This window comes from Methylocystis sp. B8, from assembly GCF_005771425.1.
Lineage (GTDB): Bacteria > Pseudomonadota > Alphaproteobacteria > Rhizobiales > Beijerinckiaceae > Methylocystis.
Window position 1 is genome coordinate 926,584 of sequence record NZ_VBTZ01000001.1, and the last position, 24,834, is coordinate 951,417.

Annotated in this window: 22 protein-coding genes and 1 pseudogene; 10 read left to right on the forward strand and 13 right to left on the reverse strand. The window is 62.2% G+C overall.

The genetic code is table 11. From position 1 onward, the window contains the following. Positions 1 to 6 precede the first annotated feature (6 nt). Positions 7 to 579 (reverse strand): HNH endonuclease, encoded by a 573-nt coding sequence (locus FEV16_RS04440; protein ID WP_171015123.1) that lies wholly within the window; start codon positions 577 to 579, stop codon positions 7 to 9. Between the two features lie 246 nt (positions 580 to 825). Between FEV16_RS04440 and FEV16_RS04445 the strand changes: the two genes are divergently transcribed. The 5 genes from FEV16_RS04445 to FEV16_RS04465 all read left to right on the forward strand — a co-directional run bounded on the left by FEV16_RS04445 (position 826) and on the right by FEV16_RS04465 (position 10,466). Continuing rightward, on the forward strand, positions 826 to 2,169 hold the full coding sequence (locus FEV16_RS04445; RefSeq protein ID WP_246657166.1) for an exonuclease SbcCD subunit D: 1,344 nt from the start codon (positions 826 to 828) through the stop codon (positions 2,167 to 2,169). After that, positions 2,166 to 5,936: an AAA family ATPase gene (locus FEV16_RS04450; protein WP_138166343.1), complete on the forward strand. Its 3,771-nt coding sequence runs from the start codon at positions 2,166 to 2,168 to the stop codon at positions 5,934 to 5,936. The genes FEV16_RS04445 and FEV16_RS04450 overlap by 4 nt, the downstream gene beginning before the upstream one ends. Positions 5,937 to 6,173: 237 nt before the next feature. Continuing rightward, a complete protein-coding gene (locus FEV16_RS04455; protein ID WP_138166344.1) occupies positions 6,174 to 7,979 on the forward strand; it encodes a porin in 1,806 nt (601 codons plus the stop codon). A 217-nt stretch (positions 7,980 to 8,196) separates the two neighbouring features. After that, on the forward strand, positions 8,197 to 10,050 hold the full coding sequence (locus tag FEV16_RS04460) for a porin (protein WP_138166345.1): 1,854 nt from the start codon (positions 8,197 to 8,199) through the stop codon (positions 10,048 to 10,050). 194 nt (positions 10,051 to 10,244) lie between these two features. Further along, positions 10,245 to 10,466, forward strand: coding sequence for a DUF2093 domain-containing protein (locus FEV16_RS04465; protein ID WP_138166346.1), 222 nt, complete (start codon positions 10,245 to 10,247; stop codon positions 10,464 to 10,466). Here the strand turns inward: FEV16_RS04465 and lpxK are convergent. The 4 genes from lpxK to FEV16_RS04485 all read right to left on the reverse strand — a co-directional run bounded on the left by lpxK (position 10,463) and on the right by FEV16_RS04485 (position 13,967). Continuing rightward, complete coding sequence (gene lpxK / locus FEV16_RS04470; RefSeq protein ID WP_138166347.1) at positions 10,463 to 11,470, reverse strand: tetraacyldisaccharide 4'-kinase; 1,008 nt, start codon at positions 11,468 to 11,470, stop codon at positions 10,463 to 10,465. The two genes, FEV16_RS04465 and lpxK, sit on opposite strands and share 4 nt — an antisense overlap. A 27-nt stretch (positions 11,471 to 11,497) precedes the next feature. Further along, positions 11,498 to 12,775, reverse strand: coding sequence for a 3-deoxy-D-manno-octulosonic acid transferase (locus FEV16_RS04475; protein WP_138166348.1), 1,278 nt, complete (start codon positions 12,773 to 12,775; stop codon positions 11,498 to 11,500). A gap of 119 nt (positions 12,776 to 12,894) precedes the next feature. After that, entirely contained in the window at positions 12,895 to 13,155 is a 261-nt protein-coding gene (locus FEV16_RS04480; RefSeq protein WP_138166349.1) for a DUF4170 domain-containing protein, read from the reverse strand. Next, the gene (locus FEV16_RS04485) at positions 13,152 to 13,967 is read right to left on the reverse strand and encodes a 3'(2'),5'-bisphosphate nucleotidase CysQ (RefSeq protein ID WP_246657167.1); all 816 of its coding nucleotides are present in this window, start codon (positions 13,965 to 13,967) and stop codon (positions 13,152 to 13,154) included. Before FEV16_RS04485 ends, FEV16_RS04480 begins: the two co-directional genes overlap by 4 nt. Before the next feature lie 222 nt (positions 13,968 to 14,189). Here FEV16_RS04485 and FEV16_RS04490 point away from each other — a divergent pair, with 222 nt between their 5' ends. Continuing rightward, entirely contained in the window at positions 14,190 to 14,720 is a 531-nt protein-coding gene (locus FEV16_RS04490) for a DUF6101 family protein (RefSeq protein WP_138166351.1), read from the forward strand. On the opposite strand, the gene FEV16_RS04495 is transcribed toward FEV16_RS04490, so the two are convergent. The 5 genes from FEV16_RS04495 to FEV16_RS16795 form a co-directional block, all read right to left on the reverse strand. Further along, positions 14,711 to 15,826, reverse strand: a complete 1,116-nt coding sequence (locus FEV16_RS04495) for a GTP-binding protein (RefSeq protein ID WP_138166352.1) — start codon at positions 15,824 to 15,826, stop codon at positions 14,711 to 14,713. The genes FEV16_RS04490 and FEV16_RS04495 overlap by 10 nt on opposite strands. A gap of 84 nt (positions 15,827 to 15,910) precedes the next feature. Beyond that, positions 15,911 to 16,786, reverse strand: coding sequence for a metal ABC transporter substrate-binding protein (locus tag FEV16_RS04500; RefSeq protein ID WP_138166353.1), 876 nt, complete (start codon positions 16,784 to 16,786; stop codon positions 15,911 to 15,913). 3 nt (positions 16,787 to 16,789) lie between these two features. Next, complete coding sequence (locus FEV16_RS04505) at positions 16,790 to 17,659, reverse strand: metal ABC transporter permease (protein ID WP_138166354.1); 870 nt, start codon at positions 17,657 to 17,659, stop codon at positions 16,790 to 16,792. Then, positions 17,649 to 18,437: an ABC transporter ATP-binding protein gene (locus FEV16_RS04510; RefSeq protein ID WP_138166355.1), complete on the reverse strand. Its 789-nt coding sequence runs from the start codon at positions 18,435 to 18,437 to the stop codon at positions 17,649 to 17,651. Before FEV16_RS04510 ends, FEV16_RS04505 begins: the two co-directional genes overlap by 11 nt. Then, positions 18,434 to 18,610, reverse strand: a complete 177-nt coding sequence (locus FEV16_RS16795; protein WP_171015124.1) for a hypothetical protein — start codon at positions 18,608 to 18,610, stop codon at positions 18,434 to 18,436. The genes FEV16_RS04510 and FEV16_RS16795 overlap by 4 nt, the downstream gene beginning before the upstream one ends. A 262-nt stretch (positions 18,611 to 18,872) precedes the next feature. Between FEV16_RS16795 and rpsU the strand changes: the two are divergent. Together rpsU and FEV16_RS04520 are read left to right on the forward strand one after the other, a co-directional pair. Then, a pseudogene (gene rpsU, locus FEV16_RS04515) lies at positions 18,873 to 19,085 on the forward strand (30S ribosomal protein S21); the annotation flags it as partial. Between the two features lie 125 nt (positions 19,086 to 19,210). After that, positions 19,211 to 20,080, forward strand: a complete 870-nt coding sequence (locus tag FEV16_RS04520) for a tetratricopeptide repeat protein (protein ID WP_138166357.1) — start codon at positions 19,211 to 19,213, stop codon at positions 20,078 to 20,080. Positions 20,081 to 20,086: 6 nt separating this feature from the next. On the opposite strand, the gene FEV16_RS04525 is transcribed toward FEV16_RS04520, so the two are convergent. After that, on the reverse strand, positions 20,087 to 20,776 hold the full coding sequence (locus FEV16_RS04525) for a TerC family protein (RefSeq protein WP_138166358.1): 690 nt from the start codon (positions 20,774 to 20,776) through the stop codon (positions 20,087 to 20,089). Positions 20,777 to 21,077: 301 nt separating this feature from the next. On the opposite strand from FEV16_RS04525, the gene FEV16_RS04530 reads away from it, so the two are divergent. After that, positions 21,078 to 21,488: a PRC-barrel domain-containing protein gene (locus tag FEV16_RS04530; RefSeq protein ID WP_138166359.1), complete on the forward strand. Its 411-nt coding sequence runs from the start codon at positions 21,078 to 21,080 to the stop codon at positions 21,486 to 21,488. A gap of 109 nt (positions 21,489 to 21,597) precedes the next feature. Beyond that, a complete protein-coding gene (locus FEV16_RS04535; protein WP_138166360.1) occupies positions 21,598 to 22,764 on the forward strand; it encodes a PQQ-dependent sugar dehydrogenase in 1,167 nt (388 codons plus the stop codon). Here FEV16_RS04535 and FEV16_RS04540 read toward each other — a convergent pair. After that, a complete protein-coding gene (locus FEV16_RS04540; RefSeq protein ID WP_138166361.1) occupies positions 22,745 to 23,923 on the reverse strand; it encodes a MiaB/RimO family radical SAM methylthiotransferase in 1,179 nt (392 codons plus the stop codon). The two genes, FEV16_RS04535 and FEV16_RS04540, sit on opposite strands and share 20 nt — an antisense overlap. Then, complete coding sequence (dapF, locus tag FEV16_RS04545; protein WP_138166362.1) at positions 23,920 to 24,783, reverse strand: diaminopimelate epimerase; 864 nt, start codon at positions 24,781 to 24,783, stop codon at positions 23,920 to 23,922. The genes FEV16_RS04540 and dapF overlap by 4 nt, the downstream gene beginning before the upstream one ends. Positions 24,784 to 24,834: the final 51 nt, after the last annotated feature.

Consider the following 24,834-nt stretch of genomic DNA (forward strand, 5'->3'; position numbering starts at 1 on the left):
GCGATTTTAAGGTTCGAGCACCGAATCCCAGTAGAGATAGTCCATCCAGCTTTCGTGCAGATAATTTGGAGGAAAGAGCCGGCCGTTGCGATGAAGATCAGCGATGGAAGGTTGATAAGGCGCCTGCGCCGGCGACATGTGCGCCTCCTTCGGAAGGCGGTCCCCCTTGCGCAAATTGCAGGGCGAACACGCCGCGACGACGTTTTCCCACGTCGTCGCGCCTCCTTTCGATCGCGGAATGACGTGGTCGAACGTCAGTTCCTCATGTTCGCCGCAATATTGGCAGGTGAACCGGTCGCGCAGAAATACATTGAATCGCGTGAACGCCGGCTGACGCGTCGGCCGCACATATTCCTTGAGCGACACGACGGACGGCAATCGCATTTCGAAGCTAGGGCTTTTGACGGTCTTGTCGTATTCCGAAACGATGTTCACGCGATCAAGAAACACTGCCTTGATCGCGTCCTGCCACCCCCAGAGAGAAAGCGGATAATAGCTCAGCGGCCGATAGTCGGCGTTGAGCACAAGTGCTGGACAGGCCTGTGGCGAAACAGTTTGTTGACGAAAGTGAACGGTCACCCTGGCAGCCTCTCCGATTGAGAAGGGGCCTCGCGGACCGCGCCAAGGTCCAGCCCTTTGCGATGCCGCATATTTTACAGGCAGGACGACAGTGTTGTGAAGGCCCCTGCCATCCGCGGGCGGCGACGTAAACCCTTGAGCTCCGAGAGGGAAAATCACAAAGAAATCGTTGTTTTGCAAATAATGCCTTCAATCCGAATGTAATTTCAAGCATATAAGCTTTGCTGTGCGCCAAGCTCGACTACTGTGGCTAGCGTATCAATTGAAGATCATCTGTTGCCTGCCACGACCAATGCGCTTGCTTCCGCCGAATTAATTGATCCGGACGCCGCGCCTAGTGTGGCGCCGCGCCTTGCCGGGTCTGTCCGCCTGTTGCCTACTTACGGAGTGATTCGCCTGCTTCACACCGCTGACTGGCATCTGGGCGCGACTCTGCAGGGTTGGTCGCGTGAAGCGGAGCACTGCGCCGCGCTGGCGCAACTCGTCGCCATCGCGAGAGAGCGAGCGGTCGACGCTGTGGTCGTGGCGGGCGACGTTTTCGACAGCCTCAATCCGTCGGCAGATGCGCAGCGGCTGCTCTACGATACGTTGCGCGACTTGCGCGCCGCCTGTCCGCATGCGCGCATCGCGCTCGTTGCTGGCAACCATGATCCGGCGGCGCGGCTCGAAGCGCCGCGCGCATTGTTCGAGATGGCGGATGTCATGTCGATCGGCGCCTTCGCGCGACGCGATGGCGCCTTCGACGCGCGTGCGCATCTTTCGCCGATCCGCGATGCGAGCGGCCGCATCGGCGCGCATCTGCTCGCCTTGCCCTATCCGCGCGCGGCGGATTTGCCTATCACGGGCGAAAGCGCTGTCGGCGCCGTCCGCGAGACCTATCGTGAAGCGGTCGAAAGCGCGCGGCGGGAGATCGGAACGGCGCCGCTCGTCGTCACCGGCCATCTTCACGTTTTGGGCGCGCTCGAATCGGAAGGCTCCGAACGACGGATCCTCATCGGCGGCGAACATGCCGTTCCTTCAGACATCTTTCCGCCCGATGTCGCTTACGTCGCGCTTGGCCATCTGCATCGCTCTCAGTGGGTCGGTCGCGAAACAATCCGCTATTCCGGCTCGCTCATTCCAATGTCGAAGACCGAAATCGATTACGCGCATGGCGTCAGCATCGTGGAGATCGATGACGCCGGCGTTATCGCGATCGAACATGCCGCCTTCAATCGTGTCGTCCCTCATTTGCGCGTACCGTCGCGCGGCGCCTTGTCCATTGCTGAACTTGAGTCAGCGCTTGAAGCGCTTGCCCTGAACGCATCGGCGCCGATCGAGGCATGGCCCTTCGCGCATCTCGCGATCAAGGTCGATGGGCCGGCCGTTGGGTTGAAAGCCGAGCTCGACGCCATTTGCGAAAAATTTCCGTTGCGCGTTGTTTCGACCAGCGTCGAGCGCCCACAAGCGCAGCTTACGGCGCCAGCTTCGCTGCGACTTGCGGAACGCAAGCCCAGCGATTTGTTTCGAGACGCCTACGAGCAGGCCCATGGCGTGGCCCCGACGGACGATCATTTCAACTGTTTTGAGCGTCTTCTACAGGAGGCGTGACATTGCGCATCCTGGCGATCAGAGGCGCCAACCTCGCCAGTCTCGCGGAAGGCTTCGCGCTCGACTTCGATAGCGAGCCGCTGCGCTCGGCGGGCCTCTTCGCCATCACCGGGGAAACCGGCGCTGGCAAGTCAACCATTCTCGATGCGATCTGTCTCGCGCTCTACGACAAATTCCCGCGCGTCGTCGTAGCCGGCGCAAGCGAAGGGGCGCCTGATCCTTCCGGAGAGACGCTGGGCCCAGGCGACCCGCGCGCGATACTTCGCCGCGGCGCCGGGCGCGGCTTCGCCGAGGTGGATTTCATCGGCAAGGATGGGCTGCGTTATCGGGCGCGCTGCGATCTTCAACGCGCGCGCGGCAAAGCGGCGGGCGCGCTGCAAAAGCGTGGGCGTTCGCTATGGCGCATCGACGAGACAGGCGAGATCATCGCGGCGATTGAGAGCGGCATAGAGCCCGTCAACGCCCGCGTCGTCGAACTGACCGATCTCACCTTCGACCAGTTTCGCCGCACCGCGCTTTTGGCGCAGGGCGAATTCGACGCCTTTCTGCGCGCCGACGCGAAGGAGCGCGCCGAACTTTTAGAAAAGATCACGGGCGCCGAAATCTATGGCGCGCTTTCGAGGCGAGCTTACGAGCGCTGGCGCGAAGCGGAGCAGGCGGCGACGCTTGTCGAACGCCGCCTCGCCGAGGTTGGCGTGATGTCGGAAGAGGAGCGCAGCTCGATTGAGGCCGAGCTTCTCGCGATCGAAGCGGAACGCGCGAAGGTCGCTGTGAAGCGCGCTGAAACAGTTGAGACGCTCGGAAAACTCGATGCGCTGGCGCAGGCGCAAGTAAAGCTTACGCAGGCGATGTCGGGGCGGGAAGTAGCCTTACGCGGGCTCGAGGCTGTGGCGCCGTGGCGTGAGACGCTTGCGGCGCTTGCATGCGTCGAACCGCTGCGCGCGCCGCGCGACGAAATGCGCCGCGCCGAGGAAGCCAAAGAACATGCGACGCGCGTAGCCATTGAGGCCCGAACGAAGGCTGACGCGGCGCAAGAAGAATTCATCGTTGAAGAAGCGCGGGCGCGGTCAGCGGCAGAGGCGTGCGCCGTAGCGGAAACGGAGATCGCGCGTTTCGCGCCGATCTGGACCGAGGCGGCGGCGCTCGACGCGCGCCTCGCCAATTTGGCGCAGGAGGAATTAAGGGCGCGGAGCGTCGCGGAGGATGCCGCCCGCGGTGCGGACACGAAACGCGCCGAACGCGCCGAAAGGATTGAACGACTCGCCGGCATCCAGCGCGAGAAAGAGGCGGCGGTCGCTGACCTTGAGCGCCTCGCTCCGGCGCGGCCGCTAAGTGAACGCTGGCCAGAAATCGAGGAATGGCTGACGAAGCGCGCCGAACTTTCGCAGGCGAAGCGCGCGTCTGACCGCGCATTTGCATCGGCCATCGCCGACCACAAACGGAGCGAAGCGACTCTTGCGGATTTTGGTTCGCGAGATGCGCAGGATCGAGCGGCTAATGAAAAGCTGACGGCGCAGATCGAAGAGCGTGATCGCGCGCTCGTCGCGCTCGATGAACCGGCGGCGTTCGCCCGCGCCGATGGCCTCACGCGGACGGCCGAGCTCATAGAAGGCTTGCGCAGATATGCGCGCGCCCATGACGATGCTGAGGCCGCAGCGGCGTCGGCGCATCAGGACATTGCGCGCTGCGCGCAAGACGAAGCTGCGCTTTCACAAAGCCTGGAAGAGCTTCGCGCAAAGCGTTCGCAACATGCGGAGCAAAGCGTCGACGCCGAGCGTCTCGGTGAACTGGCGGACGCGGCGGCGGATCCACACGCCTTACGATTGCGCGCGGCGCTCAGCGATGATGTGCCATGTCCTGTTTGCGGAGGGCGTGAACACCCCTTCGCCAAAACGCATTACGCGGCGAGCGAATTGATCGACGCCTTGCGCGCGCGGCGAGACGAGTCGCGGCAAACGCTTCGCAGAATTGACGAACAGATCGTCGCCTTGAGCGCGCGCGCGGCGGAAGCGCAAGCGCTTCACCGAGACGCGTCACGCCGGGCGGCGGAAGCGCAAGTCGCCCGCGCGCGCGCCGAGACGGAATATGCGTCATTGCTGCGCGCTGACTGCGCACGCGATTTGGCGCGTGAAAATGCGCCGCCGACTTCAGTCGCATCTGCTTCTTCGCGGCTCGCAGAACTGGCGGGAGCAGTCGCGAGCATGCGCGAAGCCAGTAATCAAAAGCTCCTCGCTACGCGTCGGCTGCGTGAAGAGCGGGATCGGCTGCGCGGAGAGCGCGACGCGATTCGTCTGGCGCTCGACGCGCGCCAAATCGAGCGTGCGGGACTCGCAAAATCGCTGGAAGCTTTGCGCGAAGCGCGCGTAAGGTCGCAAGCCGAAGGCGCGGGACTCCTCGAGCGTCTCGAGTCGCTTGATCGGTCGCTTGCGCCTTATCTGCAGCTTTGCGACGTCTCGGCTGCGGATCTCGACCACGACGCGACGTCCGTGCGCCGGCTGCTCGAAGCTGCGGGTGCCCGCTATCGTGAGGCGCAAGTCCGATCGGATGAACTTTCAGCGACGCTTGCCGAGATCGGCCTGAAGGCTGAGCGCCTTGCCGCAGAAGCGGATGGCGCCTCGGCCCGCGAGGCTGAAGCAAAATCCGAGCATCAGGCGCGCGCAAAGAATCTCGCTGCGGCGCGCGACGAGCGCATGCGGCTTCTCGAAGGAGAAGCGACGGCCGTGCATCGTGCGCGCATGGAGAGTCGTTACAAGGCGGCGATTGAGACGCGCGATGCCGCGCGCGAACGCCTCGCTGAAGCTCACCAGGCGCGGGCCACATGCGATGCGCATCTCACCGCTCATGCAAGCGCGGAACAGGTCGCGACGATTCACGCAGAGCAAGCGGGCGCGGCCTATCTAGCGACGCTCGGAGCCGCGGGATTCAATGAGGCGACCGCAACGCCTCTCCTTGTGATGTCGCGCGAAGAGCAGGCGGAAATGCGTCGGGCGGTTCAAGCCGCAGAGGCCGAATGCGCCGCGGCTGAAGCCGCCGTCTCGGCGCGGCAGGCGGACCTTGACGACGCGCGCGCCATCGCGCCTGCCCAGACGTCGCGCGAAGAACTTGCTGCGCAGGAAAAGGACATCGCAATTCGCCTCGATGAATTGTCGGCGCGGCTCGGAGCGCTTCGCGAGCGGCGCGCGAAAGACGGCGAAGCGCGGGGACGCGCGGCGGCCCTTGCGGCGGAGCTCAATGACGCCCGCGCCAACGGCAGACTGTGGAGCGAGATCAATGAAGCGATCGGTTCGGCGAGCGGCGACAAATTCCGCCGTTTCGCCCAGGCGGCGACGCTGGAGCATCTGGTCGCGCTCGCGAACTTGCGTCTGGCGTTGCTAGCGCCGCGCTACGCCCTGGAGCGATCGGGCGACGCCGGCGCGCTCGGCCTGCAAATCGTCGATCGCGATCTGGGAGACGAGCGCCGTTCGACCCGCTCGCTTTCGGGCGGAGAGCGCTTCCTGGCGTCGCTCGCCCTCGCTCTGGCGCTCGCCGGGCTCGAAGGGCGCAATTCCTTCGTCGACACCCTGTTCATCGACGAAGGTTTCGGCGCGCTGGACTCTGCGACGCTGGACGTCGCCATAGACGCTTTGGAGACTCTCCAGGGGCAGGGGAGGCGCGTGGGCGTGATCAGCCATGTCGATTCGCTGCAACAGCGCATCGCGACCAAGATCTGCGTTGAGCGACGCGGTGGGGGAATCAGCGTGGTTCGGCTGCGCGCGGCGGGCTTGTGAGTGAGGGCGCCGGGTCGCTGGCGGCGAACTAGTCAGTAACTTTATAGGCTTAAGGCGCAGGCGACGGCGGCCGGAAACGTCGGAAAAACAATTTCGAAGGCCGTTTGAACTGTGGCGATGGCGCCACAGGCTTAGCCTCTTGTGATGTCACACTGAGCTGCAACCCCTAATTGTCACGGCTCTGTCATTCAGCGTCGGCTTCACTGCGCCCCGAGATTTAACCGGGGGACTAAACCTATGAAGCTTGGAGTTGGACAACGCGCGCTCGCCATCGCGGCGTTCGGCTTATTTACGACGGCTTCGGCCGCTCCGGCCGCGGCTGACACTGCGTCCGAAATCCGCGCGCTCAAAGAGCGCCTGCAGGCGCTTGAGGCGCAGGTCGCCAAGCAGAAGGCGGAGGTCAAGCACGCGACCAACATCGCCAACGCCGCAACCGCGGCGACCGTGAAAGGCCCGCCGGGCCCGCCGCCTCCGCCGCCTGTCTTCGTGAGCTTCAGGAACGGCTTGTTCGTGGAAACCGCGGATAAGGCCTATAGCTTCAAAATCGGCGGCCGCATCCAGGTCGATGGCGGCGGCATCAGCTATCCGATCGGCGTTCCGAACAACTTCGGATACAAGGGCTTCACCAGTTTCCGTCGCGTCCGTCTCGAGGTCGAAGGCGTCGCCGCGAAGATCTGGTTCTATAAGCTGCAGTATGACTTCGCCGGTTCGACCGGTTCCGGCAACGCGCTGGGCGGCATCCGCGACGCCTATCTCGGGCTGCAAGTTCCCGGCACCGAAACTCCTTATACCAAAGGTCCCGTCTGGGTCCAGGTCGGCTCAATCTATGAGCCGTTCAGCCTGGAGGCGCTCAACTCGTCGAAATTCACCGACTTTATCGAACGTCCGCTGTCGGTTGAGGGTTTTGCGCCATTCCGTCATGTCGGCGCAACCGTCGCGACGCGTGGCGAAGACTGGACGGCCAAATTTGGCGTATTCTCGACGAGCTTCGAGGACAATATCAACAACCCCACTTTGATCAGCGCTCCGGCGACCTTCTGGGCGCCGGTTCCGCGCGGCGGCGGCCAATATTTCGATCTGACCGGCCGTTTGACCTACGCGCCGCTCAAGACCGAGCATGAACTGGTCCATCTGGGCGTCGCCGGCCGTTATCACCAGCCAAACGACGCCACCGGCATCAGCGACGATCGTATGCTGCGCGTCGGCAACCGCCTGCGTTCTGAAGCGAACGTCCTCGGCATGCAAACGCTCGGCACGCCGGACCTTTCTTGCAGCACAGTAACGTTCCCGGTGGCCGGCCTTCCGGGCAATGGCATTATCGGAACCACGACCGGCCTGTCGGGCAAATGCGTGAACAGCGAATTCCAGTATGGCTTCGAACTGGCCGGCGCCTGGGGTCCGCTGTCGATGCAGGCTGAATATATCGGCATGCAGGTCAATCGTAGCTCGAACAAGCTGCTGCAGTCGGCGCTCCTCGGCAACTTTGCGCCGGGCGGCTCTTCGGCGTTCTTCAACGGCTTCTATGCTTATGGCCAGTGGTATATCACCGGCGAGGAGCGCGCCGAAGCGTATAGCGTTAAGGACAAGAACGGCGCTTCCTTTGAGCAGGTCAAAATTCTCAATCCTCTCAGCAAGGGCGGCTACGGCGCCGTGAGCCTTGCCGCCCGGTACAGCTCGATCAATCTCAACAGCGGCCGCTGGTCAGGTTCCGGCCTCTTCAACATGCTGGGCTTTACGACGATCCTCGCGCCGAACACGCTGAACTCCGCGCTCGTCGCCAATCAGGCGGGCATCGCCGGCGGTCGGCAGGAGAATACGACGCTGGGCCTGAACTGGTATCCGGATAACGGCTTCCACTTCCAAGCGAACTGGACGCATGTGCTGCATTGGTCCGCGCCGCTGGGCGCAACCTCCGCGGCGGCCTTCGCGACGTCGTCGGTATTCGCCGGTGTTATTCCCCCAGGCTTGGTTGCTCTCCAAGGCAGGTATCAAAGCAGCGCGCATCCGGACCTGTTCGAAGTCCGCGCTCAAGTTTACTGGTAGAAAACCATCCCCAAGCCGGCCCGCCGAGCCCTTGGCCCGGCGGGCTTTTTCGCGCTTTCAAAGAGATCGGCCCGTGACGGCAAGCTTCGCCAACAGCGCGCGCTCGACCCTCCGCTAAGGCATTTATTAAGGGTTATTATCTGTTAAGGTTTTAGTCGCACCTTGTCTGCCGAACGCAAACGTAAGCGCGAGGCTGGACTTGGCAATTCGGCGGGCGATGCAAGCCCTCGCCCTGACGACGCTCGGGGTGTTGCTTTCCATGAGCAGCGCGCGAGCAGCCGATAGCGCCGCCATTGAGGAGCGGCTGCGCTTGCTGGAAGCGCAGATCGCCAAACTTCGTCCGCTAGAGGCGGAGGTGGCTAAGCTTCGTCAGGAGGCGCGCCAGGCGAAAGCGCAGGCGAAAAGCGCCACGAACATCGCCAATGCTGCGGTCGTCAAGGAGCCTCCCGGACCGGCTCCTCGGCCGCCGGTGTTTGTCAGCTTTAAGAATGGCCTCTTTGTCGAGACGGAAGACAAGGCGTACAGCTTCAAAATCGGCGGCCGAATCTTGATCGATGGCGGCGGCATTGCTCTGCCGCTCAATGGCTTCGACAACCAGGTCGGCGGCCGGCAGCTGCGCTTGGAGGTCGAGGGCAGGGCTGCGAGCATCTACTTTTACAAGCTGCAATATGATTTTGCAGGAACCGGGCAGGTGACCGGCAACAATCAGGCGCTGAGCGGAATTCGCGACGCCTATTTCGGCATTCAAAGTCCGCTGTTCGCCCTGCCCTTCGCCAAGGATCCGGCCTACATCATGGTCGGCAGCATGTTCGAGCCCTTCAGCCTCGAAGCGATCAATTCCTCAAAATATCGCGACTTCATCGAACGCTCGCTTGCCGTCGACACCTTCCAGCCTGATCGCCATATTGGCCTCGCAGCCGGCGCTTACGGCGACGATTGGTCGTTCAAAGGCGGCATTTTCAGCACCAGCTTCGGCGACGCGAGCCAGAATCCAGCTCGCGGTTACCCGGCCACCTGGGGAATTCCGCGTCTTTATATCCCCAATGTGGGCGGCGGCGGTCCTTTCCCGTCCAACACCACTTGGTTCCAAGCCACCGGGGGCGGGCAGTATTTCGACCTGACAGGCCGCTTGACCTATGCGCCGATCCACAATGAGCATGATCTCATCCACGTGGGCGCTTCTGGCCGCTATCACCAGCCAAACGACTCCACGGCGGCGAATGACGATCGCGTTCTTGCGCTGGGCAATCGCGTCAGATCCGAAGCCAATATCCTCGGCCAGGGGCTCATCGGCACGCCGGACCTTTCCTGCGGCGCGATCGTTGGCCCAATCCCGCAAAACATCTTCAACAGCTCCGCCTTCTCGGGAAAATGCACTAAGAGCGTGGAAGCCTTTGGCGTGGAGCTCGTGGCGTCGCATGGACCATTCAACATTCAGGCCGAATATTTCGGCGCTCTTTATAATCGCGACCAAAATGCGATCAACCGCGCGACCTATTTGACATCAGCCGCTGCGGCAACTGGCATTATCCCGGTTAACGGCTCTCAAGTTCCGTTCAATCCCGGCGGACGTTCGGCATATTTTGACGGTTACTACGTCCAGGGCACCTATTGGATTACGGGCGAGGAACGCGCCCAGTCCTATGACATCCACGATAAGAACGGCGCGACCTTCGGTCAGCTCAAGATCAAAAATCCGCTCAGCGCTGGCGGATATGGCGCCTGGGGTTTGGCTGCCCGGTTCAGCTCCGTGGACCTCAACAACGGGCCCTACAATGGGAACACTCTTTATAACCTGCTCGCTTTGACGACCCTGGTCACGCCGAACCCGTTCGCGCGAACATATATCGCCAACGCCGGGATTAGCGGCGGTCGTCAGCAGGATCTTACGATCGGCGTAAACTGGTATCCGGACGTGGGCTTCGCGTTTCAGGCGAATTGGACGCGCGTGATGAATATCGTCGCGCCGTTGAACCTCTATAACGGCGGTCAATTCCCCATTTTGCTCGGCGCCAACTATACCGGCGCGCATCCCAATCTGTTTGAGGTTCGCGCCAAGGTCTACTGGTAAACCCGGCGACCGAGACGAGGCCTGCCGCGCCCAAGCCTGGCGGGCTTTTCTTTGCGCATTTGCGGATGATATGGTTTTGGGGATTGAAACTCGCCGAAAGGGAGCGTTCGAGTCTGCCGATGAGGTCGCTCGTGACGACGCTCAGGCGCCTAGTAGGGCGTCCATTTCCCCGGCGCTACGGCTCGAGAACGCGCATGAACCGCTATGAACGTCAGCCTCAACCTGCAGACGAGGCCGTCGTCGAATATCTCGATGGCGAATATCGCGTGCGCAAACCGGGCGCCTATGTGAGATGCGCCGTGACCGGCGAGCCAATTCCGCTCGAAGATTTGCGCTACTGGAACGTCGATCTGCAGGAACCTTATAGCGGGCCGCACGCCAAGCTGATGCGGCTTGGCGTGAAGAAGCCCGACTAAGCGCTAGTTTGGCGCGCTTCGTCGTCGGCTTCAAGCAACTTACAAAGCGCCTTATCCAGAACGGCGGCGTCGTCGAAAACGAGGGCGATAGGCAAGGTGTCGACGCCGAGCGTCGCAATCTGATCGCCCATTCGCGCCGCATCTTTTTCAGTCGTGACGAGCCGAGCGTTATGCTCGTGTCGCAACCTCGACAGCGTCTCATAATCGCTTGGCGCAAATCGGTGGTGATCGCCGAATGAGACCCTCGCCGTGACGTCGGCGCCGCATTCCACCAGCAGATTGAAAAATTTCTCGGGCCGCGCGATGCCGGCGAAGGCGACGACGCGCGCCCCTTTCATCGCCTCGGCGGCGCGCGCATCGGGCGTCAGCTTCGCGGCGACAATTGGTTTCTTCGCGCGTGCGGCGACGTCTCGACCGCGCGCGCCGTCGCCGACGAGGACCAGGAGATCCGCCGCCGCAAGCTGTGCATCGAGCGGCGCGCGCAATGGTCCTGCGGGCATGCAGCGACCGTTGCCGGCGCCATAATTTGAATCGACGGCAATGATCGTTAGGTCGGGCGCGATGCGATGGCTATGAAAACCATCGTCGAGAATGAGTACGGTCGCCCCCAGACGTTGCGCCAGGCCTGCGCTGGCAATGCGGTCGGCGCCGACGATCGTTGGCGCTACGCGCGCAAGAACTAGCGCTTCGTCGCCAACGTCGTCTGCGTTGTGACGATCGAGATCAACGGCGAGAGGGGACGATCCTCCACGCTTCCGACGATAGCCGCGCGTAAGCAGCGCTGGCCGCTCGCCTACCGCTTGGAGACACTCCGCGAGGACGATGGCGAGAGGCGTCTTGCCGTCTCCGCCGGCCGTCAGTCCGCCGACCATGACCGTCGGCAAATTGGCGCGTGGCGCCTCGCGTATGAGTCGCTTGCCCGCGAGAGCTCCATAAACGGCGCCGAGCGGCGACAGGAGTCGCGCTATCGCGCCGTCATCGCGCCAGAACGCGGGCGCGCGCATTTCAACGAGCAAGAGGGCGCGCGACGCTCATTGCTGCGCGACCGCCATTTGCGCGAGGTAGGGCTCGACGGCGGTCATGATGCCGCGCGAAGCGCCGCCGAGTTTCTCGACCGTTTCCGCTGCCGCGCGTCCCATCTTGCGCATGCGCGCCGGTTCCGCGAGCAGATAATGCGCCGCCCGCGCCAGCGAAGCCGCGTCTGTCACGCGTGCAGCAGCTTTTGCATTTGCAAGCTCTCCATAAACTTCAGTGAAGTTTTCGACATTGGGACCATGAAGAATCGCGCAGCCGAGCTTCGCCGGCTCGATCGGATTTTGTCCGCCGCCGGGAAGCAGCGACTTGCCCATCAGGACAACTCCGACGCTTCGGAAAATGAGACCGAGTTCGCCGACGCTATCGACAACATACACGCTGACGTCGCGGCGCGGCTCGCTCTCTTGCGAACGCAACGCCGCGCTCAGTCCGCGAGCGCGCGCGGCTTCGACAATCTCCACGCCGCGCTCCCGGTGACGCGGCGCGATGATCGTCAGCAACGTCGGCGTTTGCGCGGCCATCTCGACATGAGCGTCGAGCACAATGTCCTCTTCGCCGGGATGCGTAGAGACCGCCGCCCAAGCCGGGCGCGCGCCGATGGCGCCGTTAAACTCCGCAAGTTTTGCGGAATCGGCGGGCGGCGGGGGCACGTCGAATTTCAGATTGCCGGCGATGCGCACGCAACGCGCGCCGAGCGCCAAAAAGCGAGCCGCATTGTCAGAGTCCTGGGCAAGACAAAGATCGACAGCGCCAAAGATGGATTTTGCCGCGCCCGGAATGGCGCGCCAGCGTTCCGCCGATTTGCGCGAAATGCGGGCGTTGGCGAGAACGAGCGGCGCGCCGCGCGCACGCACCGCAGTCACGATATTGGGCCAAAGCTCCGACTCAGCGAAGACCGCGATGTCGGGACGCCAATGATCCAGGAATCGATCGATGAATTTCGGCGCGTCAAGCGGCGCATATTGATGAAAGGCGCCGGCCGGCAAACGCGCGCTAAGGACGCGCGCGGAAGAGACGGTGCCGCTTGTGACGAGCACTTCGAGTCCGCGCTGAATGAAACGGTCGATGAGCGGCAGCAGCGAGAGGCTTTCGCCGAGACTCGCGCCATGCAGCCAGACGAGTCGTCCGTGCGGGCGCGAGCGATTTGACTCGCCCATGCGTTCGGCAAGCCGCTCAGGATCTTCCTTGCCAAGCTTCGCACGCCAATTGAGCAGCGTGCTGGCGAAGGGCGTCGCCGCGATCGTCGCCAGCCGATACAATTTCAGAAGCGACATGTTTCCTGCTATCTGTGCTCCGGTCCTCACGAGCCATCTGAATGCGTCCTCTCCGCGCATCGGGCCAACCGGAATGAACATTATATCGTTGGTAAAACCGGCAAATTTTGGAACACGGATTATAGCTCCTCCACGTCCGGATCGAGCAGCCGGTAGAGATGCACGACGAAGTAGCGCATATGCGCATTATCCACCGTGGACTGCGCCTTCGCTTTCCAGGCGGCGAGCGCACTGTCGTTATCTGGATAGATGCCGACGATGTCGAGCTTGCTCGGGTCGCGAAACGTGACGCCGTCGAGCGTCTCGAGTTCTCCTCCAAACACGAGATGCAGCAGCTGCTTCTCTTGCTTTACCGAGGGCGCCTGCGTCGTCTTGTTCATAATTTTCCTTCCAGGACCTCTCGCGCCAGCGCGAGGCTTTCATCGAAGAGCGAATTTGGAGCCGCAATGAGCATGTCGCGGGCGAGCGACGCGCGATTATAGGTGAGCGCAACGCCTTCCGGCTCGCTCAACATGGCCCCCGCTTCTTCGAGGAGAACGTCCGCGGCGGCAATGTCCCAGTCGCGCGCATTGGGCCCCGCGACGACAATATCATGCCGGCCGGAGGCGATGTCGGCAAGTCGCAGCGCGAGCGAAGGCGTACGCGGCGCCATCACAAATCCTTGCGGCGACCGGGCCAGCCGGTCCTGCATCGCGCGAGGCGCGACGAGCGCCGCGCCGGCGATTTCCGCGCGCTGAGGCGCAATGAGAGGAGATCCATTGAGAAAGGCCCCCAGCCCACGGCCGCTGACATAGGTCTCCCCAAGCGCCGGCGCGTGGATGACCCCGGCCACGGGCCGGCCGCCAACAACCAGAGCGATGGACACCGACCAGCGCGCGTCGCCACGCGAGAACGCCACAGTTCCATCGATTGGATCGACGACGATCAAGGCGTCGCTCTCAAGTCGATCGTGGGTGTCGACGCTCTCTTCGGAGAGCCACGCGGCTTCTGGCGCGATCCGCGCCATCTCCTGGAACAGGAAACGATCAACAGCGAAATCCGCCTCGGTGACCGGCGAACCGCCGCCCTTGTAGGACACCGCAGCAGTCGTCCGCTGGCCCATGCGGAAATAGGCCATGGCGATGTCGCCGGCCTTGCGCGTGACGCTCTCGAGTTCAGGAAGAAAAGCGGCGAGTTCTGCCTGTTTGGCCATCATTGCGAGGAGTAGGCGAGGCGTTGGCGGCCCGCAAGCAGGCGCGTTGCGGAGAATAGGAGCAATTTGAACGAATTCATTTCCATGGACTTCACCCTCATCGCCTAAATCATGCAAGAAAGCAATGATTTACGCGGCGTTCACCAGGCTTTTTAGCGCCTTCGCGAGAAGGCTGCGGCAAGTTGGGCGCCGAAAAAGAATTCAAACCGCAAGGAGCCATCGATGGTTGAAGCCGACGCCACGCGCAAGATCGAGGAAAAGGTTTACGTTCAGCGCGATCGGCGCGCCGACGGCGGCGCCCGCCGCGTCCGAATGACCCGAAACGACGTGTTAATCGCGCGTCGTTTGAGTGGCGTCGCCATGGTCATCTCGGTGCCTGTCAGCGCCTACTGCGGCGTCGCCCTCGACGTGCAGCCCGGAGAAGATGGATCGCCACGCTACGTCCTGTCGCTCGCGCACAGTGACCCGGACCTCGATATTCTTCTCGGCGAAACTCAAGACTGCGGCGCCGTCGCCGCTGACTGGCGTCATTGGTCGGCTTGGCTTGGACTGCCCCGCGTCACCGAAGAGGAAGGCGAGTTGCAGACGCTCGACGGCGCGGCCGAAGAGGTAGTCGCCGCTTCCGTGCGACGCCGCTGCGCGAGCATTGTGCGTAAGCGCCGTCCGCGATTTCTCATTCGCCGCAAGGCGGGGGACTCGCGCCGCATGAAGGTTGTCCATGCAAAAGAGCGCGAGATCATTTCCTATGAGTGAGCCGCCCCGAGGACGATCTTCTCGAAGCCCTCGCGGATCTCCTGTTCCTTCAGCTTTCTGCCGATGAAGACGAGGCGTGAGTCGCGCTTCTCGCCTTCCTTCCATTCTCGCTGCAAGTCGCCGTCGAGGATCTGATGGACGCCCTGAAAAACGAAGCGCCGAGGTTCGTTCTTGAAGGCGATGATTCCCTTGCTGCGCAGAATGTCCGGGCCTTCACGTTGAATAAGGTCATTGAGCCAGGGGACGAAGCGTTCAGGGTCGACCGCGCCTTCGTGGCGGATCGAGATGGAATGCATCTCGTCGTCGTGAAGATGCTTCATACGGCCGTGATTGGCGTGATGTTCCTCATGTTCGTAATGATGTTCATGATGGTCGTGACCGTGATGGTCATGGCCGCAATTTGGTCCACACTCATGATCATGGTCGTGATGCGCATGGTCGTGATCATGGCCCGACTCTTCCGCTTTGAGGAAGGCCGGCTCGATCTCGAGAATCCGGTCGAGATCGAAGGCGTTGCGCTCCAAGACCGCCTGCAGGGGAACGTCCGACCTCACTGTGCGATGCAAAGCGGCGTAAGGATTGATCGCGCGGATGCGGCCTTCGACTTCTTCGAGCTCTTCGTCTGAAACGAGATCGGTTTTGTTGAGGACGATTACGTCGGCGAAGGCGATCTGACTTTTTGCCTCCGGCGCGTCTTTCAGCCGCTCGCCGAGCCATTTGGCGTCGGCGACCGTCACCACCGCGTCGAGCCGCGCCGCCTCCTTGACGTCAGCGTCCATGAAGAAGGTCTGCGCCACGGGCGCAGGATTGGCGAGGCCCGTCGTTTCGACGACAATCGCGTCGAACTTGCCGCGCCGGCGCATCAGCCCTTCGATAATGCGAATGAGATCGCCGCGCACGGTGCAGCAGATGCAACCGTTATTCATCTCGAAGACTTCTTCGTCGGCGCCGACGACAAGATCGTTGTCGATGCCGATCTCGCCAAACTCATTGACGATGACGGCATAGCGCCGGCCATGCTGCTCGGTGAGGATGCGGTTGAGAAGCGTCGTCTTGCCGGCGCCGAGATAGCCGGTGATGACGGTGACGGGGATTTTGTCTGTCATTCTTTCTCCTGCGGAGAAGGGCAGTCAGCAGTGGGCAATCGGCAGTCATCCGAATACTGATCTGCCGAAAACCGACTGCCGCTCTCACGGCGCTAAGGCTTTGGCCAGTTCTTTCACATTATGGCGCATCATGTCGATATAGGTTGTGCCATCGCCTTTCGCATCAGACAGCGCATCGGAATAGAGCGTGCCGCCCATTCGGGCGCCAGTCTCGCTCGCGATGCGCTTGGCAAGGCGAGGATCGGCGACATTCTCTATAAAAACTGCGCCCACTTTGTGCGCCCTAACAGCGTCGATAATCCTTGCGACATCGCGGGCGCTGACCTCGGCCTCCGTTGAAACGCCCTGCGGCGCGATGAATTCGACGCCATAACGCGCGGCAAAATAGCCGAAAGCGTCATGCGTCGAAACCACGCGGCGACGCTCCTTCGGAACGGCGGCGATCGCCTGCTGGATTTCCGCGTCAAGCGCGTCAAGTTTGGCGAGATAGGCGTCGGCGTTCGCCTTATAGGTCTGCGCGCCTTCAGGGTCAGCGGCCGTCAGCGCTTCCCGGATCGCTTCGACATAGACCTTCGCATTCGCAACGTCCTGCCAGGCGTGCGGATCTTGCCCTTCCTCGTCCTTCCGAGCGGCGACGCCATTGCCAAGAGTGACGACTTCGCCCTTGCTTTTCGCAGCCCTCGTCAAACGATCGAGCCAGCCCTCGAAGCCAAGCCCATTGACGAAAATAAGCCGCGCCTGCGCGATGCGACGGCCGTCGGCGGCGCTGGGCTGATAGACGTGGGCGTCGCCGTCGGGGCCGACGATCGTGGTCACTGACACGCGGTCGCCGCCAACCTGACGCACAAAATCGCCGATGATCGAAAAACTGGCGACAACTGGAATTTTCTGCGCCTCCGCCTTCGCCGGCGTAACAAGCGCTGCGAGGGAAAGCGCCAGCGCGTCGCGTCGTGTGAACATCGCTTATCCTTCAAGATGCCGGCGCGGCCGTCTTAGGCGCAATACGCCGCCGGCGCGGCCGAAAATCATCGAGAGAAAATAGATTACGCCCGCGGCGAGAATTATGGCGGGTCCAGTCGGCGCGCTGGTCTCATTGGAGAAGACGAGACCGCCGTAACAGCAGAGCGCGCCGATGCCTGCCGCGAGCGGCAAAGCGACGGCGAGATCGCGTGTCCACAATCGCGCCGCCGCCGCGGGAAGCATCATGACGCCCACGGCCATCAGCGTGCCAAGCGCGTGAAAACCTGCGACGAGATTGAGCACCACCAGCGCGAGGAAGAGGAAAGGCGTGAATTCGCCGAAAGCGCTCGTCTGGCGCAAAAATAGCGGGTCGAGCGTGTCCATCACCAACGCCCGATAGAAGAGCGCCATCAGGACGAGCGTCACGGTCGAGACGCCGACGACCATCAGAAGCGCAGCGTCGTCGAGACCGACGACCGAGCCAAAGAGCACGTGAAGTAAGTCGACGTTCGAGCCGCGAAGCGACACGAGCGTCACGCCCAACGCCAGCGAGACGAGATAGAATGCCGCGAGCGACGCGTCCTCGCGCAGCGTCGTAAACCTTGAGGCTGCGCCAGCGGCGAGCGCCACGACGAGGCCGGCGACGAGACCGCCAAAGGTCATCGCCGGCAAGGAAAGGCCGGCGACGAGATAACCAACGGCGGCGCCAGGCAGAATGGCATGAGACAGCGCGTCGCCCGCAAGCGACATGCGTCGAAGAATAAGGAATACGCCGAGCGGCGCGCCCGACAGAGCGAGCGCCAGCGAGCCGACGAGCGCGCGTCGCATGAATTCATAATCGGCGAATGGCGTGACGAAGACGTCAGTGAACATGGAATTTATCTTCGGCGCCTAGCTCGTCGTCGCGCACACATTCGCGGGCGCGCGCGTCGAAGGCTTCCGACATGGCGCGGGCGCGAATGAGATTCTTCTCGCAAAGGGCGTCGCGCGTGTCGCCCCAAAAGATGCACTCGCGGGCGAGCAGTAGCGTCCGCGGAAAGGCGCGGCGCACGATGTCCAATTCATGCAGAACAGCGACGATGGTGCGCCCCTCGGCGCGCCATTTGGCGATCAGCGCCAGCAGATCGTCTATCGTGGCTTCATCGATCGCGCCAAAAGGCTCGTCGAGAAGAATGATCGGCTGATCCTGGACGATAAGCCGCGCGAATAATGCTCGCTGCATTTGACCGCCGGAGAGCGTTTCGAGCGTTCGCGATTCGAAACCGACAAGTCCGACCGTTTCGATCGCGGCGGCGACCCGCGCGCGCTCGGCTGCGTTCAACGCAGCCAAAAGGCCGATCCGCGCAAGAGCGCCCATCGCCACGAAATCCCGCACATTGATTGGGAAGGTGCGGTCGACGTCCACGACCTGCGGCAGATAGGCGGTCGCGCGGAAGGGCGAGCCTCCGAAATAGATGGCGCCGCCAAGCGGCGTGAGCAGCCCGGCGAGCGCCTTAAGCAGAGTCGATTTGCCGGCGCCATTTGGGCCGCAGACGGCGAGGCCCTCTCCGGGCGCGATTTCGCCGTCGAGGTGATGAACCGCGGGTCGACGATCGTAGCCCAGCGTGAGATTGACGAGCCGGATCGCCGGCGCGTGAGCGACCGCGTTCAATGCAGCGCCCAATAGGCGCCTGCCCACAGCGCCGCAAGAAGCAGCGCCACGACGGTTAAACGGGAGCCGGCCGACGTTCCGAGAGCTGAGAGCCGCGCCTTTTCACCGCCAGCGCCTGCGACGGGAGCTTCGGCGTGCGCATGCTGGGGCAGGGCGCGTTCATGCGTCGTCATATTGAACATGGCCAAATGTTATATTGTAACGCCGACAATGAACAAGACGGCCGACGCGCTTTTGGACGTCCATTGGCGCCTGGCCGCTGGGGCGTAAGTATAGGCGGAGGCGCGTTTGCGCCAATTGGCCGTGGACAGGGAAGGGCGACTCTGTTATCTCCTGCCGCACGGGTCAGGCGCTCCGCTAGCGCCCGGCAGCCTATTCCCTATTCGACCGCTTGCCGACGGTTCCGTCGCGGCGCGGCAAACACAGGATGGATACGTGCAAGTTCTCGTTCGCGACAACAATGTCGATCAGGCTCTCAAGGCTCTGAAAAAGAAGATGCAACGTGAGGGCATCTTTCGCGAAATGAAGCTGCGCGGTCATTATGAAAAGCCATCCGAGAAGCGCGCGCGTGAGAAGGCCGAGGCGGTCCGCCGCGCTCGCAAGCTGGCGCGCAAAAAGCTCCAGCGTGAAGGCCTGCTCCCGGTAAAGGCCAAGGCGGTCGGGCGCTGAACCAGCCGCCTCGTCGAATTCTCGCCGAATTGCGGGCGCTTTTTTAAGAATTGCCCGTCGAAAAGATAGCGAGACGAATTTGCGGCTTGGGAGGATCTGAAGGCATGGTCTTTTGCCGTGCGGCGACGGCGCGTCGCCAAGCTTCGCCCAGTCGTCAGCCCCTATCGCGCAGTATTGCGGCGCTCGCCATATTCGCCCTCGCTGGCTGTGAAACCGCGAGCGGCATTCGGCCGGCCGGGCGCGGCATCGCCGAGATCGCCGACACCGACCCAAAGTCCGCCTCAGCCAACATTGATTCGCTCACCGAGGTGATTCGACGCAATCCGTCAAGCGCCGAAGCCTACAATACGCGCGGCGTCGCTTATGCCCGCGTGGGCCGCTTCCAGGAGGCGGTCGGCGACTTCACGCAGGCCGTCAAGCTCGAGCCCAATAATGCGCCGGCTTACACGAATCGCGCGCTCGCGCTTCGCCAGATGGGCCAGAACGACGCCGCGCGCGCCGACTTCGATCGGGCCATCGAGGTAAATCCCAAACATGCGCCGGCCTATGTCGGCCGGGCCAATTTGCTCCGAGCCCAGGGTAATCTCGATCAAGCGCTCTCAGATCTCGATCAAGCGATCCGCCTCAATCCGGAAAGCGCGCAGGCCTTTCACGCGAGGGGACTGATCCATCAAAAGCGCGGCGACAACGCGCGCGCCGTAACGGATTTTGACAACGCGATCGACCGCGATCCCTTCGCCGCAGCGCCTTATCAAGCGCGCGGCGAAAGCCTGGTTACGCTCGGCAAATTTGACAAGGCGGTCGAGGACTTCAACGCTGCGCTCAATGTCGATAATAAGAGCGCGCTCGCCTGGGCATGGCTCGGACTCGCCTATGATAAAAGCGGGAACAAGCCTAAGGCGCAAGAGTCGTATCAGCGCGCGTTACAGCTCGACCCGCAGCAGCCGATCGCCAAACAGGGCGCGCGGGGCTAGCGCATTCTATGCGCGTTGGTCTTCCCTCCATTGCCGGTAGATCGCGACCACAAAGGCGATCACGAGCACCAACGCGCACCCAGCGATTGACAGGCCGAGCTCAAGAGTTCCGTGGTCAGTGACATGCACATAGGTCGGCAGCGCCGGATCCGCAGCCGCCATGTCGCCCGCGACCCAGCCCAAAAGACCTGCGCCGGCCCAGACGAGCAAGGGAAACCTCTCCAGCACTTTAAGAAGCGCGCCGGCCCCGAACATCACGATCGGCACTGACAATAACAAGCCGAACACGATGAGAGTGGTCGAGCCGCGCGCCGCCGCGGCGATGGCGATCACATTGTCGAGCGACATCACTGCGTCGGCCATGATGATTGCGCCGACCGCGCTCCAGAGGTTGGGTTTGGCTTTGACGTCGGAGTGCTCAGTCTCGTCGATGAGCAATTTCACGGCGACGATGAGCAGCAGCGCGGCGCCGACGATCTTCAAATAGGGGATCGTCATAAGTTGAACGATGACCAGCGTGAACGCGATGCGCAGAACGATTCCCCCGAGCGCGCCGAGAAATACGCCCCAGCGCCGCTGACGGACCGGAAGCTGCCGGCACGCAAGCGCGATCAAAATGGCGTTGTCTCCCGATAGGAGAAGATTGATCCAGATGATCTCGAAGACTTCCCAGCTTATGGCGAAATCTAGAGACATGCGCGCCTTCCTATCGGGCGAAGCCCATTCGTGCGAAGCGGACGAGAAGAAATCCGTGGAACCGCTCCGCCTCTAAAGCAGCGTGATCATGTTTTGACGAAGACGGAAACTTGCCGCTGACGCTCGTCACGCTTTTGCGTTGCATTATCGCGTTTCCAAAGAAGAAGGAACCCGCCGCTCAGCTTATGCGGCGTCGATTTTTCTTCGCTAAGAGGAACAACGGGCCTTACCGCGTGTTTTGGCGGCTGGGCGCGGCAAATTCGACAATGGCGTCGCTTCAGCGCGCTGCAGGAGGCATACAATGGGTATGGCACAGCCAAACGCCAACCTGATATCCAGCGATAAGGTCGAAGGCACTGACGTCTATGACGCCGCCGGCAATAAGATCGGCGCGATCGACCATCTGATGATCGATCGCGTGTCGGGGGTCGTTCGTTACGGCGTCATGACGTTCGGCGGGTTTCTGGGCATAGGCGAAGGCGAACACCCTCTTCCATGGAAGTCGTTCCGCTACGACACGAATCTTGGCGGTTATGTCGCCAATGTGACGGAAGAGCAGTTGCAGAACGCCCCTGAATACGCCGGCGAAGAAAGCTGGTCGGATCGCGACTGGGAAACCAGGCTGAACAAAAACTACGGCGCGGCTCCCTATTGGGAGGATACGACCATATCGACGTCAATGCGTGACGAGCCGACGCGCGGCGGCTGGTGAAGTCCACTGACATAGGCGGTTAAAAAGGCGAAGCCAATCTAGCTTCGCCTTTTTTGCAGCTTATATCTAGTTGAAGCCTTAATTTAGAAAGATCATGAGGGCTGAATTCATGCGCATGGTTGTAGCCGCATTCCTTGCATGCTGCGCGCTCAGCGGCGGCGCCGCCGCCCAGCAGATTGCTCAGGAACGTGGCCGGGCCGAGATCGAATCCACGCTCAAACGCATCAAACTTCCCCCAGGTTTCTCGATTTCGCTCTATGCGATCGCGCCCGGCGCCCGCACCCTCGCGGTCGGTCGAGATGGTAAAGCGATCTTCGTCGGAACGGAGGAGAAAAACGCCTATGTGATTACGCCCGGCGAAAACAAGGCCGTGGCCGTCGAGCGTTTCGCGCCGTCACTGCCATTCATCATGCCGCATGGCGTGTGCTTCTCAAAGGATGGCGCGCTTTTTCTTGTCGAGCGCAACCGCGTGACGCGGTTCGATGACGCCGAAAACACGTGGCGGGATGCTGCCACGAACGCCAAGATCGTCGTCAAGTCGGGCGATCTCATTCCAAGGAATGAAGAGAGCCGCGGCCATGCTTCTCGCGTGTGTAGAATAGGTCCCGACGACAAGCTCTATATTTCGCTTGGCCAGCCGTACAATGTCGCGCCGCCCGACAAGCTCGCGTTTTATGAGAGGACGGGAATCGGCGGAATCATTCGGATGAATCTCGACGGAGCAGGGCGTGAAGTTTTCGCAACCGGCATTCGCAATTCCGTCGGCATGGTCTTCGACACGGACGGGGCCCTCTGGTTCACCGATAATCAGGTTGATTCGATGGGCGATAATCAGCCGCCGGAAGAACTTAATCGCGCGGACAGGGCGGGTTTGAATTTTGGTTTCCCTTGGTATGGCGGCGGACATGTGCGCACCTATGAATACGCCGGCGTCGAGCCGCCGAAGGACGTCGTCTTTCCTGTCGTGGAAACTGCCCCGCATGCCGCCGGTCTTGGCGTCACTTTTTATCGTGGCGACATGTTTCCCAAGGAATATAAGGGCGCCTTGTTTTATGCGCAGCACGGTTCGTGGGACCGCAGCACGCCGATCGGCGCGCGCGTGATGTTCACGGCCGCGGGAACGACCGCGAGCGCGCCTTTCGCCGAAGGCTGGAACACCGGCTCAGGATCCTACCTCGGACGGCCGGTCGACGTCGCGGAGCTTGCGGATGGCTCGCTCCTCGTCACCGACGATCAGAGTGGCGCGATCTACCGGATCACCTACCAGAAGCCGTGACGCTCGTTACAAGCGCGCGGCCGTCGTGGCCCTTGCACAACGCCTCGATCATCAGGCCGGCATCGACGCCCGGGGTGCGCGCCAGCGTGAAATCGGCGGCGCGCGCCGTTCCGCCGCGCTCTGTCAAAAGCCGCAATGTTCGGCCTCGCTGCGCGTCGAGATGGCGTCGCAGCGCGGCGTCGCCCTTTTCCCGCAATCGCGCCGCGCGCTCCTTCGTGATGTGTGGCGCGACTTGCGGCATGCGCGCCGCAGGCGTCTCTGGCCGCGCGGAAAAAGGAAAGACATGAAGATGGGTGAGGCCGCATGCGTCGACGATATCGAGCGTCGCGGCGAACATCTCTTCAGTCTCGGTCGGAAAGCCGACGATGAAGTCGGCGCCAAGGACGATATCAGGCCGTTCTTTGCGCAGCGCGTGGCAGAGATCGATGGCGTCCTGGCGCGAATGCCGACGTTTCATGCGCTTTAGGACTAGATCGTCGCCCGATTGCAGCGACAGATGGAGATGCGGGCAAAGCCGAGAGTCATCCGCGAAAGCTGCGATAAGATCGTCATCGACTTCGATGCAATCGACGGAAGAAAGGCGCAGGCGTTCAAGCGCTGGAAGTTCGCGCAGCAGCAGACGCACCAGTCGTCCAAGAGTCCAGCCTTCGCCAATATCGACGCCGTAGCTTGTGAGATCGACGCCGGTAAGAACGATCTCCTTCTTGCCGCTTGCAATCAGCGCGCGCGCTTGCGCGACAACTTCGCTCGGCGCCGCCGATCGCGCTGCGCCGCGCGCAAAAGGAATGATGCAGAAAGTGCAGCGGTGATCGCAGCCGTTCTGAATGGCGAGAAGCCCGCGCGTGCCTTCAACGCTGGCAAGCGCGCGGTTCGGCGCATGTTCGGCGACAACGCGCGTGACGCCGTCAATATTGGCGAAGCCTTGCGGATCGAGCCGCGCCGCGCAGCCTGCGACGATAATCTCGGCTCCGGGCCGCTCGCGATGCAGGCGGCGGATCGCCTGACGCGCTTGCCGCGTCGCTTCGCCTGTGACGGCGCAGGTGTTGACAACGACAGTTTCGCGTGCGCTCGCATGCGCTCTGCCGAGTTCCTGCGATTCAACCGCGTTGAGCCGGCACCCGAAGGTCACGACCTCGGCGCTGCGCAATGGCGCGTTCACGCTGCGATATCCTGAAAGATTTGAGGATCGAGCGTCGTTTCGAATTCGAATTCGACCGGCCCCGTCATCAGCACGTGATCGTCTTCACGCCATTCGATGTTGAGATCGCCGCCGGGCAGACGCAGACGCGCCGCGCGATCGCCAATGCCAGAGCGAACAGCGACGACGAGCGTCGCGCAGGCGGCAGAGCCGCAGGCCTTGGTGGCGCCGGTTCCGCGCTCCCAGACGCGAAGCAAGATGTCGTTGCGCGAAAGCATCTGGGCGAAAGAGACATTGACGCGCTCAGGAAAGAGCGGATGACGTTCAATGCGAGGGCCAAGCGTCTCGAGATCAACCTTTGCTGCGTCCTCAATAAAGAACACAGCATGGGGATTGCCCATGCTTACCGCGGAGAATTGCGCCGGAGCGCCGTCGACGGGCGGATCTAGCGTTACTTTGCGCGTGTCCTCGACGGCATGGGCGAGCGGTATCTCGCGCCAGTCAAATCGCGGACGGCCCATATCGACCGTGAAAACCGTATCAGCTTGGCGCTGCGTCTCGATGACGCCTGCGTCGGTTTCGAGACGCAGCGCGTTCTTGCCATTGCGCGCCAGCGCATAGGCCACACAGCGCGTTCCATTCCCGCAGGAGGCGGAAAGCGAACCGTCGACATTGTAGATGCGCATGAATGCGTCGTCGCCGGACTGGCGCGGCCTATGGAGCGCCATCAGCTGGTCGAAACGCAGGCCCGGCGCATTGGCGATGGCGCGGGCCTCCTGCGGCGCAAGCTCGTGGTCGCTCGCGCGCAAATCGAGAACGAGAATCTCGTTTCCCGCGCCATTCATGCGCAGAATCGGAAGATGGTCGAGCGGATGCGCCATGAGGCAGTTTTCGCCTGTTCTCGGGGACGCGCTCGTATATAGAGAAAGCCG

Bases quoted from the DNA above. Each gene is read 5' to 3' on its own strand.
- FEV16_RS04505 (WP_138166354.1), bottom strand. From the start codon at position 17,659: ATGTTCACTGACGTCTTCGTCACGCCATTCGCCGATTATGAATTCATG.
- FEV16_RS04485 (WP_246657167.1), bottom strand. From the start codon at position 13,967: ATGGCCAAACAGGCAGAACTCGCCGCTTTTCTTCCTGAACTCGAGAGC.
- dapF (WP_138166362.1), bottom strand. From the start codon at position 24,783: ATGGCGCATCCGCTCGACCATCTTCCGATTCTGCGCATGAATGGCGCG.
- FEV16_RS04530 (WP_138166359.1), top strand. From the start codon at position 21,078: ATGGGTATGGCACAGCCAAACGCCAACCTGATATCCAGCGATAAGGTC.
- FEV16_RS04460 (WP_138166345.1), top strand. From the start codon at position 8,197: ATGCAAGCCCTCGCCCTGACGACGCTCGGGGTGTTGCTTTCCATGAGC.
- FEV16_RS04525 (WP_138166358.1), bottom strand. From the start codon at position 20,776: ATGTCTCTAGATTTCGCCATAAGCTGGGAAGTCTTCGAGATCATCTGG.
- FEV16_RS04495 (WP_138166352.1), bottom strand. From the start codon at position 15,826: ATGACAGACAAAATCCCCGTCACCGTCATCACCGGCTATCTCGGCGCC.
- lpxK (WP_138166347.1), bottom strand. From the start codon at position 11,470: ATGCGCGCGCCCGCGTTCTGGCGCGATGACGGCGCGATAGCGCGACTC.
- FEV16_RS04480 (WP_138166349.1), bottom strand. From the start codon at position 13,155: ATGAACAAGACGACGCAGGCGCCCTCGGTAAAGCAAGAGAAGCAGCTG.
- FEV16_RS04465 (WP_138166346.1), top strand. From the start codon at position 10,245: ATGAACCGCTATGAACGTCAGCCTCAACCTGCAGACGAGGCCGTCGTC.
- FEV16_RS04520 (WP_138166357.1), top strand. From the start codon at position 19,211: ATGGTCTTTTGCCGTGCGGCGACGGCGCGTCGCCAAGCTTCGCCCAGT.
- FEV16_RS04475 (WP_138166348.1), bottom strand. From the start codon at position 12,775: ATGTCGCTTCTGAAATTGTATCGGCTGGCGACGATCGCGGCGACGCCC.
- FEV16_RS04500 (WP_138166353.1), bottom strand. From the start codon at position 16,786: ATGTTCACACGACGCGACGCGCTGGCGCTTTCCCTCGCAGCGCTTGTT.
- FEV16_RS04535 (WP_138166360.1), top strand. From the start codon at position 21,598: ATGCGCATGGTTGTAGCCGCATTCCTTGCATGCTGCGCGCTCAGCGGC.
- FEV16_RS16795 (WP_171015124.1), bottom strand. From the start codon at position 18,610: ATGACGACGCATGAACGCGCCCTGCCCCAGCATGCGCACGCCGAAGCT.
- FEV16_RS04455 (WP_138166344.1), top strand. From the start codon at position 6,174: ATGAAGCTTGGAGTTGGACAACGCGCGCTCGCCATCGCGGCGTTCGGC.
- FEV16_RS04490 (WP_138166351.1), top strand. From the start codon at position 14,190: ATGGTTGAAGCCGACGCCACGCGCAAGATCGAGGAAAAGGTTTACGTT.